The 13,459-nt window shown below is 48.7% G+C and carries 12 protein-coding genes; 4 read left to right on the plus strand and 8 right to left on the minus strand.

Annotated features, from left to right (window positions below; translation table 11 throughout):
- Positions 1-334: 334 nt before the first annotated feature.
- The 3 genes from ACFTRD_RS21725 to ACFTRD_RS21735 are packed head-to-tail and all read right to left on the minus strand — an operon-like array spanning position 335 to position 4,162.
- Entirely contained in the window at positions 335-2,644 is a 2,310-nt protein-coding gene (locus ACFTRD_RS21725; protein WP_379383657.1) for a carbohydrate-binding domain-containing protein, read from the minus strand.
- Positions 2,645-2,670: 26 nt separating this feature from the next.
- Positions 2,671-3,351, minus strand: coding sequence for a DUF4956 domain-containing protein (locus ACFTRD_RS21730; protein ID WP_379383659.1), 681 nt, complete (start codon positions 3,349-3,351; stop codon positions 2,671-2,673).
- Complete coding sequence (locus ACFTRD_RS21735) at positions 3,344-4,162, minus strand: polyphosphate polymerase domain-containing protein (protein WP_379383661.1); 819 nt, start codon at positions 4,160-4,162, stop codon at positions 3,344-3,346. Before ACFTRD_RS21735 ends, ACFTRD_RS21730 begins: the two co-directional genes overlap by 8 nt.
- 250 nt (positions 4,163-4,412) lie before the next feature.
- Between ACFTRD_RS21735 and ACFTRD_RS21740 the strand changes: the two genes are divergently transcribed.
- From ACFTRD_RS21740 to ACFTRD_RS21750, 3 genes are all read left to right on the plus strand, one after another.
- The gene (locus tag ACFTRD_RS21740) at positions 4,413-5,090 is read left to right on the plus strand and encodes a response regulator transcription factor (protein WP_379383663.1); all 678 of its coding nucleotides are present in this window, start codon (positions 4,413-4,415) and stop codon (positions 5,088-5,090) included.
- Complete coding sequence (locus ACFTRD_RS21745; protein WP_379383665.1) at positions 5,090-6,391, plus strand: sensor histidine kinase; 1,302 nt, start codon at positions 5,090-5,092, stop codon at positions 6,389-6,391. Before ACFTRD_RS21740 ends, ACFTRD_RS21745 begins: the two co-directional genes overlap by 1 nt.
- A gap of 177 nt (positions 6,392-6,568) precedes the next feature.
- The gene (locus tag ACFTRD_RS21750; protein WP_192272987.1) at positions 6,569-6,820 is read left to right on the plus strand and encodes a hypothetical protein; all 252 of its coding nucleotides are present in this window, start codon (positions 6,569-6,571) and stop codon (positions 6,818-6,820) included.
- Positions 6,821-7,142: 322 nt separating this feature from the next.
- Here the strand turns inward: ACFTRD_RS21750 and ACFTRD_RS21755 are convergent, their stop codons facing one another.
- Positions 7,143-7,910, minus strand: coding sequence for an SDR family NAD(P)-dependent oxidoreductase (locus ACFTRD_RS21755; protein ID WP_192271785.1), 768 nt, complete (start codon positions 7,908-7,910; stop codon positions 7,143-7,145).
- Between the two features lie 195 nt (positions 7,911-8,105).
- Here ACFTRD_RS21755 and ACFTRD_RS21760 point away from each other — a divergent pair, with 195 nt between their 5' ends.
- Complete coding sequence (locus ACFTRD_RS21760) at positions 8,106-8,744, plus strand: TetR/AcrR family transcriptional regulator (RefSeq protein ID WP_379383668.1); 639 nt, start codon at positions 8,106-8,108, stop codon at positions 8,742-8,744.
- Between the two features lie 16 nt (positions 8,745-8,760).
- Here the strand turns inward: ACFTRD_RS21760 and cobA are convergent, their stop codons facing one another.
- Genes cobA through nirB form a run of 4 tightly spaced genes read right to left on the minus strand, consistent with a single transcriptional unit; the run spans position 8,761 to position 13,224 of the window.
- Positions 8,761-9,531, minus strand: coding sequence for a uroporphyrinogen-III C-methyltransferase (cobA, locus tag ACFTRD_RS21765; RefSeq protein ID WP_379383670.1), 771 nt, complete (start codon positions 9,529-9,531; stop codon positions 8,761-8,763).
- Positions 9,528-10,409 (minus strand): formate/nitrite transporter family protein, encoded by an 882-nt coding sequence (locus ACFTRD_RS21770; protein ID WP_379383672.1) that lies wholly within the window; start codon positions 10,407-10,409, stop codon positions 9,528-9,530. Before ACFTRD_RS21770 ends, cobA begins: the two co-directional genes overlap by 4 nt.
- A 36-nt stretch (positions 10,410-10,445) precedes the next feature.
- Positions 10,446-10,763: a nitrite reductase small subunit NirD gene (gene nirD / locus ACFTRD_RS21775; protein WP_379383674.1), complete on the minus strand. Its 318-nt coding sequence runs from the start codon at positions 10,761-10,763 to the stop codon at positions 10,446-10,448.
- A gap of 16 nt (positions 10,764-10,779) precedes the next feature.
- Positions 10,780-13,224, minus strand: a complete 2,445-nt coding sequence (gene nirB / locus ACFTRD_RS21780; RefSeq protein ID WP_379383676.1) for a nitrite reductase large subunit NirB — start codon at positions 13,222-13,224, stop codon at positions 10,780-10,782.
- Positions 13,225-13,459: the final 235 nt, after the last annotated feature.

Below are 13,459 nucleotides of genomic sequence, written 5' to 3' on the forward strand. Positions count from 1 at the left end.
GCGGATAATCAAGGATTACAGCGTTTGACGAACCCAAGTGACGTTATTGTGTCATTATGTGGGGTTGGAACTCAGAAAATCGACCCAATTGATGAAATAACGTCTCTGTGATTCGTTAGATCTCAGACCTGGGCAAATGGGAGCGAATAGCGTGTACCGGGTTCATTAGAACAAAAAAAACGTTGCTTGCTCAGCCGCGCGGCTGGGATCGTCAAATGCCAACCTTCATTACACCGCGCGATATAAGGGATGTCCCCCGTCATATTCATGACGTATGGGACATCCCCTTTTTTAATTCTCTATTTATATTAGCTTTAATGGCCTGAATCTTAACTTATTTCGTGGAATCGGTTGTGCCTGTAGTGTCGGTTGTTGTACCCGATGTACCGGACTCTGTTCTGTTTCTTCCGCCTCCGAATCCGCCTTGGCCACGGCCTCCTCCTGGACCACCCATACCTGAATTCGCAGTGGTTACACCGGATTCATTCACCCAAGTTACATTGCTTGTGGATTGGAAGGCAACTACTTTGGTCCCACCACTATATGTTCCGTCGGTATAAAGTCCATCCACTGCTGTGCCAGTCGAAGTTCCGCCGGAATAGATCACGTAAGAACCGTCTTTTTTCAGATCCGGAGAGCTAACAACCAATGTTTGATAATCTTTCGCTGGGGCAAAGGTCAGAATGTTGTTTCCTTCGCTGTCTTCCACATGTACCAGTGTTCCTGCTTTTTGCGTTTCAGGGAACGTCATGGCAATGGTATTTTGAGTCGATGCCTCAGATGTTGCCTGAGCCATGCCGGAACTGCCGGCTGAGACCAGATATCCGCCGCTAATCTCGAAGTCGCCATCGTAATCCAGTGCTCCGTTGCCATTATCGGTTGGGCCGTTCACAATGACGGTTCCGCCTGTCATGTAAATGGAGCCATTCGAATCCAGTCCATCGCCACCTGCATTTACAGTGAGAGCACCGCCGTTGATGTGAAGCTCACTGTTTCCAGCGGATTCACCCGGCATACCACCTGGAGCACCGCCTTGTGGGCGAGTCTTACTATTCGCGTCTGTACGTTGATCTGCTTGATCCGTGGTTGATGTTGTGCCTGTCGTCTCTGTAACAGAGATGTTGGAAGCTGCAGTTGTAACGGCTGCCTCAGTACTGTCATCTGTAGTGGTTGCAGTATCCGCATCCGTTGCATTGATTTCGCCAGATGCATTCACGCCATCATCCGATGCAGTCACATCCACATCCCCATCGTTCAGGGTGATGTTTGCACCTTCAAGTCCTTCGTAGCTCTTGGCAATGGTAATGGTTCCGCCGTTAATCGTAAGCGCCTGATCTGCATGAATGCCGTCATCGCCGGATTCAATGCTGAACTTCCCGTCATTGACGATCACATTGTTGTTGCTGTGCAGGGAATCGTCCATGGAGTCGATCGTATACGTACCGCCATTCACGGTAAGGTCTGCTCCTGCCTTAAGTGCTTTGGCACTCGTGGTTTCTTCTTCTGTTGTTGTTGCGCTTGTGTCCGCATCTGCATTGGAATCAGCAGGCGCTGTTGCATTCGCGGAGCCGGATGGTGCTGCACCTGTTGCATTCGTTCCATCATTGCTCGGCATATCGGCAGGAGGTTCTCCATCCGGTGGTGTGCCCATATCGGTTGGAGGTGTTCCGCCGCCCCATCCGCCGCCACCGCCAAATGGTCCTTCTTCTACTTTGGCTGGTGCATTGGCACTGCCGCCTGCGGTTACGATATTATATGTGCCGCCATCTGCGACCAATGCGGTTTCGGCTTGAATACCGTCGCTGCCGCTCTGGATGTTAAACGTACCCCCAGCAATGGCAACGAATCCTTTGGTGGTGTCCGTATCGTTTGTCGACTTGATGCCATCGCCTTCTGCATCAATGGTAATCGTGCCAGCTTGAATGGCGACCATATCTTTACCTTTGATACCGTCATCGGCGGATTTGACGTTAATTGTGCCACTAATGATTTTCAGATCATCTTTGCTCGTAATGCCTTCATTGTAGTTACCTGTAACCGTCAGCTTGCCTGTACCATTGAACGTCAGGTCCGCTTTACTGAAAATGGCTGCGTCAGGCTCATCCGTTGTATCATCGGCGTATACATAAGTTTTGCCGTCAGAAACAGCATTTTCTGTTCCTTCTTCCAGGGTGATTACGGCTTTGCCTGCTTTCTGGATATAGATGGCTGCACTGTCATTATCATTGATGGTTGCCCCGTTTAATACGAGATGTACGGTACCTTTATCCGCAACATTGACCACAATTTGCCCATCGGTTAGTTTGCCGCTAAGAACATAGGTACCTGCTGCAGAGATGGTTACCGATCCGTTGGCTGCTTTTGCACCTGACCCTGTGATGGAGGCGGTCGTTCCGTTCAGCTTAATCGTTGTGGAATCCGTTGCACTCCAGCTTACATTGGTATCATCAGCATCCATAGACACCAGATCAGTGTATTTCACAGATGTTTGCTCACTGACGGACACCGTTTTGGTTGTTCCTGTTGTTGACGTTGCGGCATTTGCGGTGCTGCTGGTCGCAGCCGGAGCGCTGCAAGCCGTGACCATTGCCGTAATCATTGCGATGGACCACAATTTGCTGCCAGTTATAATTTTCTTTTTCATCTTATATCGTTCCCTTCGAATTCAAATTAGTATTCTGGTGTTGGACTCATCGTTAACGAGATATCCAGATTGCCGTTTCGTGTACGAATCGCATCCAAAAATTCTTTTTGGCTTACACTCTCGTGAATGGTAACACTGTACACAAGCTCGTACAGACTGCCGAGTTCGGTCGTTCTGATTTTTTTGAGATCAAAAGGTACGTTGAATGTATGGAACACTTCGTTCAGTGCTTCTTCATAGCTCAAGTTTTCCGGAATAGTGACTTTCAGCGTTTTTTGCTGGGCTTTCTTCCCGCCGAAGTTGAAGCGGCTCAGAACAAACATCAATACACACAGGATGATGGTGAACATTACAGCATAACCGAATGCGCCTACACCGCAGGCAAGACCGGAAGCCATGGTGAACAGAACATAAGCAATGTCTTTCGGGTCGCCAGGTGCGCTTCGGAATCGGATGATGGAGAAGGCACCCGCCAGGCTGAATGCCCGGGCAATGTTGCTGCCGATCAGAAGAATGATAATGGCGACAATGACTGGAAGTACGACCATGGTTAGTGTGAAGCTTTGTGAATAGGTGCTCTGGTTGGTCTTCATGTACGTCAGGCTGATGATGCCCCCCATGATGATGGCAAGACCGATCGTTAGAATCGCATTACTAAAAGTCAGGGTGGTGTCGGTTAGTGCTGAGCTAAAAATGGAATCAAGCATATACTACACGCTCTCTTTCTGTGATTGTTTTTTCGTGTTCTATGGATGGGCTGAAGTCTGTACCCGGCACGAGTATACGTTCTGTCTGGTAATTCAGGTTCGTTGTTCTTGCCAGATGTCTGTACTCATTGCCGTATTTCGAAAATCCGGTACGATATAGGCCGTGTTCGGATAACAGTTGGGAGAGCCACATCGGAACGGTTTTTTCGGCTTTGACTTCCATCAGCCAGCGTCCGTCTTTCACCAGCGGTTCACCGTAATCTCCCTGCTCCAGTTTCAGATCATATCTGCGACTGCGGATGTTGGTGTCAAAGGTAATGCGGAGATCGCGGCTGTTCTTGTCGAACAAGGCTTTGCGTTCATAGGCCAGATACACTTTAGGTTCCAAGTCGTACAGTCGGAGGAAGTACTTGATCTCTTCAACGACCTGTTTATTCATGTAATCGGCGAGATCAGGCGCCTTGCCTGTCTGAACGAATTCATAGGCTTCATCCAGCTTCAGGGCAGTTCTGCGTTTGTTCACCAGGCCGAACACTTTCTTTTTGATCTCCAGATACACCTTGGCATTCTTTTCGGGAACTCCGTAAGCACGCAGTCTCAGTTTCTCCTTGTATTTTGGTTTGGAGAGACTGGCGCGGATCAGGGAGTCATGCGGAGTGTCGAAGTACAGGTTGCTGATGGAGTAAAACTCATGTTTCTTGTTATAAGCATCCAGCTCCATATACTTCAACAAGTCAGCATAAAAGTTCTCGTACTGCTCATCGGTCAGGAGATATTTGCTCTCATATCGGTTGAATACTTCAATGGCCATTCGGGTTCAGTCCTTTCGTCCATGTTTTGTATGTTTTGTCTCATCGTGTATTGCTTCCATGTCTGTATCTTAGAGGGCCAACCTTGAATGAATCTTAAATGATTTTACATTCCGTTGATCTTTTTTTACCTTCCTTTAATAGTTCTCGGAAAAAATGAATTAAGATTGATTCAAGGTTCCGTTGATATAATCGTTGGTATAATAGATTGAAATATTTCGAAACCAATTCATGCAGAGGAATGAAGAACCGATGAGAATACTTATTGCGGAAGATGAGGTTCATTTGGCGGAAGCCGTGTCACAAATATTGAAGAAAAACAATTACTCCGTGGACATAGTCCATGACGGGAGAACGGGACTGGACTATGCCCTAAGCGGCATCTATGATCTGCTGCTGCTTGATATCATGATGCCGGAAATGGACGGAATCACCGTATTGAGGAAACTGCGCAGCGAAGGAAATCATACCCCGGTTATTCTCCTGACGGCCAAAGGAGAGCTGTCGGACAAGGTTACCGGATTGGATTATGGCGCTGATGACTATATCGCAAAACCGTTTGCAACAGAGGAACTGCTTGCCCGGATTCGGGCAGCCCTGAGAAGGAAGGGAGAAGTCGTCCCAGAGGATGGACTGAAGTTCGGTGATATCGAACTGAACACCACGCAACTGAAGTTGAGTGTTCAAGGCAAGGAGATCAAGCTGAATCTGAAGGAAAATGAACTGCTGGAACTGCTGATCACGCGCAAACAGGCCATTACTTCCAAAGAGCAGATTATTGAGAAGCTGTGGGGATTCGATTCGGAAGTGGAGTATAACAACGTGGAGGTGTACATCTCGTTTTTACGTAAAAAGTTGACCTTCTTGAACTCTGCAGTTCGCATTAATACGATTCGTGGGGTGGGGTATGTACTTGAGGTGACGTCCTGATGTTCAAGAAGCTCAGAAATCGATTTCTGATTGTGAATCTGGTATCCATTTCGATTATGATGCTGGTTGCTTTTGCAACGATCTATATCATTACGTACCAGAATGTACAGCGTGAAACCAACATGGAGCTGTTCAAAGTGTCCGATTTCTATCATGGTCCGTACAACTCCAGCAAGATGCCGCGCGGCGATGACAGGGATTCAGGGACGGGGTCACTACCGTCGGATTCCATTGGTAATGGAGCGCCAGGAGGAGATCCGAACTCACCGCCGGGGCGTTCCGTATCGTTTATGATCAAGACTGACAGTGCATGGAAGATCACGGATACGAACTCCAGGTTTGATATGGAGGAGACGTTCTATGCCGAAGCACTGCAAAAGGTCGATAAAGTGGATGACAGGGACCGAAAGACTGGCCAATTCTCACTGGATGGAACAGATTGGGCTTATGTGATCGATCCGAGCAGCGAGGGGCACATGATTGTTTTCATCGATGTGACGGCCCAACAGGGTATCCTCACGAACCTGATCTATACGTTTGCCGTTGTCGGATTGTTCATGGTCATCGTCATCTACTTCCTAAGCCGTTATTTCGCCAATCGTTCCATTGCTCCGGTGAAGGAAGCATTTGAGAAGCAGAAACAGTTTATTGCCGACGCCTCGCATGAGCTGAAAACGCCGCTTGCGATTATTAACACCAATACAGACGTACTTCTCGCGAACCGGGAGGATACGATTGAAAATCAGGCCAAATGGCTGCATTACATCAAGTCAGAGACAGAGCGGATGTCGGGACTGACAAATGATCTGTTATATCTGACTCAGATTGACGATTCGCGTGCCTCGATGATTCACTCCAAATTTAATATGAGTGATGCGGTCGAAACGATTATTCTGACGATGGAAGCTGTCATTTTCGAGAAAAATATATCACTGGATTACAGCATTGAACCACAGCTCACGGTGCATGGGAACAGCGAACAGATTAAACAGGTCATTCTGATCCTGCTGGATAATGCCGTGAAATATTCCAGAGCCAAAGGTTCGGTCAATGTATCACTGAAGAAACAGAATCATGAGGTTGTGCTGGCGGTTTCCAATACAGGGGACGGCATCGCGCCGGAACATCTGGACCGGATTTTTGATCGATTTTATCGTACGGATGCTTCCAGAGCGCGGAAACATGGTGGACACGGACTGGGTCTTGCGATTGCCCGTTCGATTGTGGAGCAGCACAAGGGCGAGATCTACGCTCGAAGTGTTGTAGGTGAAAGTGCAACATTCTACGTCCGCTTGTCCTAAAGCTGGAGATGAAGTGATTTTTTCAATTACGGGAATACGGGACTGGAAAAAGAGTTAACGATCGTCAAGCATAAGTTCTGCCTGTAATGGGTTAACCTATGCTACAATGGCAACAGAATGTATGAATCAAGGAGCTGACAGAACGTGACTGAATCGAATGCGATTAATGAACAGGAAATGATGGAGTATATTGCAGAGAAGACCAAGGCGAGCCAAGCGAATATCGCCCTTGTTCTGAAGCATGAGCAAGCTTACATCAACAAGGCGCATGAAAATGCCAAAGGTGACGTGGATATCGACGGTGATGATCTGGCCGACTATATTCTAAGCCGCAAAGATGTGAAGCTGGATGAACTGACCGTTGAAGGCATTCTGGATGCCGAGATGGACTACTTAATGGAAAAAGGCCATGCAGGCTACGTGGATTAAGAAGGCAAACATCTAACGAACCTGATTGAGGCTATTCAGGCATTTATCACTTGTCTGATCATTTAACGAATCCGAGTGACGTTATTCTCTCGCTTTCTGTGGTTTTTCGGTGCAATTGCAGCTTATCTGCGGAATTAGCGTGTCTGAGGTTCGATAGTTCGGGAACTAAGCTCTATCGACCGTTATAAGGTTTCCTGGATTCTGTAGGACTAGTTAGAAAAGAGACCTCAAACTCCACGTTATTGTGGTGTTGAGGTCTTTTTTAGTTTGTACCGGCCGGGCTTCGCACACGTCCTTTCGGATCGCCCATCGGTACAGCTTTTTATTGACCCATCATACCGCCATCTACAGTGTAGAGTGAAGCTGTCACATAGGAAGCCTCTTCGGACAGCAGGAAATTCATGATTGCTGCGACTTCTTCCGGCTCACCGTAGCGGCCCATCGGAATGCTGGCTACGGTAGCGGATTGATAATCTTCCACATTACCGGAGTTCGCTTCAATTTGACGCATCATGCGTGTGTTAATGGTTCCTGGCAATACGGCGTTAACCCGGATGCCGTAAGGCGCAAGTTCATTTGCTGCTGTACGGGTAAGACCAACAACGGCATGTTTGGACATGATATATGGAGATACGGCAGGAGCGCCCATAAGTCCTGCAAGGGAAGATGTATTCAGAATTGCACCGGATTTTTGTTTTTTCATGACTGGAATCACATTCTGCAAGCCAAGGAATACGCCCCGCACGTTGACGTTATATACAAGGTCGAGTGCTTCAACGCTCAGGTCTTCGATCAGTCCGGTTGGACCTTCAATCCCGGCGTTGTTGGCAAAATAATCGATTCGGCCAAACGTATCAAGTGCTTGCTGCACATAGTTTTTTACGTCTGCTTCCTGAGATACGTTCGCTTTTACCGCAATAACGTGCTCTTTGTCGAGACCCAGATCTGTAATGGTTTGCTGAATGGCGTCTTCGTTCAGATCGACCAGTACCAGATTAATTTTGCGTTCAGCGAGACGGCGTGCCAATTCTTTACCAATGCCTCCGGCTGCTCCAGTAATGACGGCTGTTTGGGTATATGTTGTACTCATGATTTGTTCGCTCCTTATGAATTGAGATCAGGTGAATGAAAAGAAACCATTCAACCTGTGGTCTATCGTTCCTGTCTTAATGTTAAGATATGCATAGGAATGTGACAATCATCATTGACAGCGCATATGTCTGCTATCGGACAGAGATGTAAGCGGTGTTCATTTAGGTTACAATAATGGACAAAGGAGGTGGAAATGTTGATTATCGAACATCCCCAGGACCGGAGAGCACGAAGAACGCAGGATGCCATCATTGCGGCGACGGTTACATTGATATTGGAAAAGGGAGCTGACGCCGTTACTATCCGTGATATTACGGAGCGGGCGGACTATAATCGGGGAACTTTTTATTTGCATTTCCCTGGCAAACCGGAGCTGCTGCAATTCATTTTGGATGATTTCATGCAGGGCGTGGGACAAGCCTATGCGGAGCCTTACGCGAAGTTGAAGGAGGTGGACATGACGGCATTGCTGCCATCCACGATGCCGGTGTTTGAATATATCGAAGCTCATCAGGATATTTTTCGGGCCTTAATGACGATGCACAGTGATATGGCTTCCCGGTTAAGCAACATGTTCCGCACCTATTTAACGGAAGACTTCATTCTCGTAACTGAAGACAGCGAATATACCATTAATTATGATATTATGCTGAGTTATCTTGTTTCAGCAACGGTCGGCGTCATTATGCATTGGGCCGAGATCGGGTTTAAATATTCGGCGCATTACATGGGGGAGCAGCTGACAGCGCTAATTAACATCAAACCGACCCGTCTGCTGATTGAACCAGGGCAGAAGGGTCGGACGATTCATGAACGTATGATGTTGGATTAGCTATGGAAGATTTCGGTTACCCTGTCAGGGAGGCGTTAGCCGTCTGCTGAAGTTGAAGGACCTGTTCGCGTACATGGACGGCCTCTCCAATCATAATTAGCGCCGGATTACTCACGTTTTGCGACAGGGCGAGTGAATGAAGTTCGGCAAGTGTACCTGTAATAATTCGCTCCTGCGAGGTGGTACCTCGTTCTATCAGCGCCGCTGGTGTGCAGCCGCTTTTGCCATGGTGAAGCAATTCGTGCTGAATCTGGGGCAATTGACTGATGCCCATGTAGATCACCAGGGTGTCTACACTATGGGCGAGCAGGTCCCAGCGGACAGAGGATACGTTTCCGTCACTCCCGGTTCCGGTTACACATGCGAAGGATGAAGCCGCTCCGCGATGTGTTAACGGAATAAGAGATGAAGCGGATGTCCCCACAGCTGAAGTGATACCCGGAATAACTTCGAATTGAATTCCCGCTTGTGCAAGTACAATGGCTTCCTCACCTCCACGCCCAAAGATGAATGGATCGCCGCCCTTGAGTCGAACCACCTGTTTGCCTTCTGCAGCATGCGCGGCCAATATACGTCCGATCATTTCCTGAGTCATTGAATGCAGACCCGGAGCTTTGCCGCAGTAAATTCGGAGCGCGCCTTCACGGGCTTCGGCAAGCAACTGCTCATTAACAAGTCGATCATACAGGATGACATCTGCGGACTGGATGCGTTTCAGGGCTTTTACCGTAATCAGCTCAGGATCTCCAGGACCTGCACCAACGATACTTACCAGGCCCCGGCTCATGATGGTGTCCCCAGCTTGGATGCAGTATCAGGACTGGCTAGTCCTGAACGGCCACCCGGAATGGTTGCCAGCGTGGATGAAAGCTTGGCAGGACTTCCCCATCTATGAGCTGCATAAAGGCCAAATCCTGTGAATATTGCACCGCCAATGAAGTTGCCCAACAGCACGGGAATCTGATTCCACAGCCACCAGTCTGCGATACTGACATCGGCGCCCAGCATCATGCCTGCCGGAATGACAAACATATTCACTACAGCGTGTTCGAAACCTTGTGCGAAAAAGATAGTAATGGGCAGCCACATCGCTGCAATTTTACCGAGCGTGGAAGTGGAGGTCATCGCCATGACCGCTCCGAGCGTGACCATCCAGTTACATAGAATCGCTTTGATGACCACAAGAACGATACCTGCTCCGCCCAGGTGTTGATACCCCAATGTTTTGGCTTCACTGGTCTGGATCAGCGTTTGGATGAGCGGGTTGCTCATGTCTGTCCCCATTTTGGTAAGAGTCAGCCCATATAATAGAGCATAGAATAAACATCCGATCACATGGCCTGCAATGACCCAGAAGTAATTGCTCAGCATATCCATCACACTGACTTTGCGCTTCATCACTGCGAGCGGGATCAGGGCAAAGCTCCCGGTTACGAGTTCAAGCCCCAGCAGAATGATAATGACGAACCCCGCTGGGAAAATCAATGCACCTGCCAAACCAACGGAAGTTTGAGATACAGCGGTATACGCCAGGGTTGTTGCAAAAGCAAGGATAGCTCCCGCCAAAAAACCTCGGATCAGCAGCTGTACCGGGTTCATTCTGGCTTTGCTTTCTCCTGCCTCGACCATTGATTGCAATACTTCTGCCGGTTTAACAAAATCCATAGCGTATTCCTCCTTGATGTCAGGGTAACTTAACCTTTAACCTGCAACGGTGATGTAGATTTCCCCGCTGTTTCCATCCACTTCTGTCGGGTACGTGTTCAGACAACCTTCATCCGGTTCGTGTACCTTGCCGCTGCGAAGATCAATCTTCCAATCATGCAGGGGGCAATGGACTGCCGTCCCGCATACCATGCCTTCGGACAGTCTGCCGCCCTTGTGAGGGCAGCGATTCTCTACAGCGTGCAGACTTCCGTCACTCAATTTGAAAACAGCTATTTCAGTATCCTGTACCTTAAATGTTCGTGATCCTTTCTCATCAATATCCGTAAGATGTCCAATTCGTAATTTATTCATGGCTGGTCCTCCTCTTCTAGTGGGCTGTCGGCTGTGCATCAGTCAAGGGAGTGAAGTTTTTACGCAATTTTTCGTTATCAATGATTTCTTTCCATGGATCGACGGTACGCCCCAGGGTTAATTCAAGTCTTTCTACCAGTGCGAGACGTACGTCGCGGTCTTCCAGTGCTTTTTTTACATGATCCAGACCGACCCGTTCAATCCAAGCCGCTGTTCTCTCATTCCATCGTGCATTCTCTCTATAGTATTGAAGGTAGGCGTAAGTCCACTCTTCCACTTCAGCGTCAGTCTTCACCGTACATAACAGCTCGGCTGCACGGACCTTAACTCCACCGTTGCCACCGACATGCAGTTCCCATGCTCCGTCAATTGCAACAACACCCAGATCCTTAATCGTGGCCTCTGCACAGTTCCGTGGACAACCTGAGACAGCGAGTTTCACTTTGGCAGGAGCGACCATCTTGTCGAGTTTTTTCTCCAGACGAATGCCCATCTCAATGGAGTCCTGTGTTCCGAATCGACAGAAAGTGTTGCCCACACATGTCTTGACGGTTCGCAATGCCTTGCCATAACCGAAGCCGGAAGGCATATCAAGCTCTTCCCAAATCTTCGGCAGATTTTCCTTCTGTACACCGAGCAGATCGAGCCGTTGCCCACCCGTGAATTTCACCATGGGTACGTCGTATTTCTCCGCAACTGCGGCAATCTTCATCAACTCTGCCGGGGAAGTGACACCGCCATAGATCCGTGGAATAACGGAATACGTGCCGTCTTTCTGGATGTTGGCGTGATACCTCTCATTTGTGAATTTGGATACCCGCTCATCCTCATATTCGGTCGGCCAGATCATGCCGAGATAATAGTTGAGGGATGGACGGCATTTGGAGCAGCCTTCAGGCTCATTCCAACCGAGTACATTCATAACTTCCTTTACGGTTTTCAGTCCCATCTCCTTAATCTGGGAAACAATCTCATCACGGTCATAGGAAGTACAGCCACAGATGCCTTCTTTCACCTGTTCACCCACAGCATCGCCTGCATAATGGACAAGCAATGATTCCACAATCGGTTTGCATCCACCGCAGGAAGCTGAGGCTTTGGTACAGGACTTAATGGCTCCGAGTGTGTTGCATCCTTTGTTCAGCACAGCATCACCGATGGCAGCTTTGGTAACACCATTACATCCACAGACGATCTCTTCATCTGGCATACTTGCCATGCGTTCAGCAATGGATGGACCAGAGCCTGAACCGGAACCTGAGGGTACGCCGAGCAATATTTCTTTTTCGCGTCCACTAATGTTCTCACCACTTTTAATGAGGGAGAAAAGGGATGCACCATCTGTTGTATCGCCAAACAATACAGCTCCAATCAGCTTTCCGTCTTTCAGGACCATCTTTTTGTAGACACCATCCACGTCGTCCTGTATACGAATGCTGCGGGTGTCCGCTGAATCCTTGAACTGTCCTGCGGAGAAGACGTCTACACCGGATACTTTCAGCTTCGTCGAAGTCACAGATCCTTCATAACCTTCCGTTGCCGCACCCGCAAGACGCTTCGCCAGTACCATGCCTTGCTCATATAATGGAGCCACCAGTCCATATGCAATCCCGCGGTGCTCTGCGCATTCGCCCACAGCCGAGATGCCAGGTATGCTGGTGTTCATATAATCATCCACGATGACACCTCGGCTCACGTCCAGGCCCGCCTGACGGGCCAGTTCAACCTGGGGCCTTATTCCGACGGCCATGACGACCAGATCGGCTTCAAGCACCGTTTGGTCTGTGAATCGAATGGCTTTGACCCGATGTTTGCCTGTGATTTCTTCGGTATGTTTGTTCAAAAGGAACTTCATACCCTGCTCCTCAAGCTCCCGCTGGAGCATTAGACCTGCTGGCAAATCCAGATTCCGGTCCATCAGATGTCCGTTAATGTGGATGACCGTCACGTCCATGCCCAGATTGAGCAGGCCCCGCGCAGCTTCCAGTCCAAGCAGGCCACCTCCAATGACGGCGGCTTTGCGATACGTTCTCGATGCTGCCATCATCGTCTCGCAGTCCTTGATGTCCCGGAAACCGATCACGCCTTCTTTGTCCGCTCCCGGGAGTGGCAGGATGAAGGCTTGAGAGCCTGTCGCCATAATCAGCTCATCGTAGGTTGCGCGTACACCATTCCGGGATACAACCTCCTTGCGATTGGCATCAATCTGGATGACAGGGTCACCCGGGTATACCTGAATGCCATTGTCTTCGTACCAGCTCCAATCATTGATCACAATATCTTCAATACTCGTGCCACCTGCGAGGACAGAGGAGAGCATAATGCGATTGTAGTTGGGATGCGGCTCAGCGCCGAAGACGGTGATTTCATAAGCGTGTGGTGCGAGCTTGAGAATATGTTCAATGGTTCGGATTCCTGCCATGCCATTGCCGACCAGTACCAATTTTTTCGTTGTACTCATTGTAGTTAGCCCCCTTGGTTCCATTCTGCTAAATGCCCAAAACATTGCTCTAAAATAGAAAAAGCCTGTTATGCCTCGGAGGACTGCGCATACACATACGCATCCCTTGCTCCGAGATTGCAAAACAGGCTTCATTGCCGTTTCAACCAGCTACGCCGTTGTAGCTGTGATCGATTCAAATATGGAGTTGTTATGGCCTAACTATAAAAGATCCGTCTCTCCATGTCAATATAGT

Origin of the sequence: Paenibacillus sp. NPDC056933 (genome assembly GCF_042674385.1) — a bacterium.
GTDB lineage: Bacteria > Bacillota > Bacilli > Paenibacillales > Paenibacillaceae > Paenibacillus.

Bases quoted from the DNA above. Each gene is read 5' to 3' on its own strand.
- ACFTRD_RS21725 (WP_379383657.1), bottom strand. From the start codon at position 2,644: ATGAAAAAGAAAATTATAACTGGCAGCAAATTGTGGTCCATCGCAATG.
- ACFTRD_RS21730 (WP_379383659.1), bottom strand. From the start codon at position 3,351: ATGCTTGATTCCATTTTTAGCTCAGCACTAACCGACACCACCCTGACT.
- ACFTRD_RS21735 (WP_379383661.1), bottom strand. From the start codon at position 4,162: ATGGCCATTGAAGTATTCAACCGATATGAGAGCAAATATCTCCTGACC.
- ACFTRD_RS21740 (WP_379383663.1), top strand. From the start codon at position 4,413: ATGAGAATACTTATTGCGGAAGATGAGGTTCATTTGGCGGAAGCCGTG.
- ACFTRD_RS21745 (WP_379383665.1), top strand. From the start codon at position 5,090: ATGTTCAAGAAGCTCAGAAATCGATTTCTGATTGTGAATCTGGTATCC.
- ACFTRD_RS21750 (WP_192272987.1), top strand. From the start codon at position 6,569: ATGATGGAGTATATTGCAGAGAAGACCAAGGCGAGCCAAGCGAATATC.
- ACFTRD_RS21755 (WP_192271785.1), bottom strand. From the start codon at position 7,910: ATGAGTACAACATATACCCAAACAGCCGTCATTACTGGAGCAGCCGGA.
- ACFTRD_RS21760 (WP_379383668.1), top strand. From the start codon at position 8,106: ATGTTGATTATCGAACATCCCCAGGACCGGAGAGCACGAAGAACGCAG.
- cobA (WP_379383670.1), bottom strand. From the start codon at position 9,531: ATGAGCCGGGGCCTGGTAAGTATCGTTGGTGCAGGTCCTGGAGATCCT.
- ACFTRD_RS21770 (WP_379383672.1), bottom strand. From the start codon at position 10,409: ATGGATTTTGTTAAACCGGCAGAAGTATTGCAATCAATGGTCGAGGCA.
- nirD (WP_379383674.1), bottom strand. From the start codon at position 10,763: ATGAATAAATTACGAATTGGACATCTTACGGATATTGATGAGAAAGGA.
- nirB (WP_379383676.1), bottom strand. From the start codon at position 13,224: ATGAGTACAACGAAAAAATTGGTACTGGTCGGCAATGGCATGGCAGGA.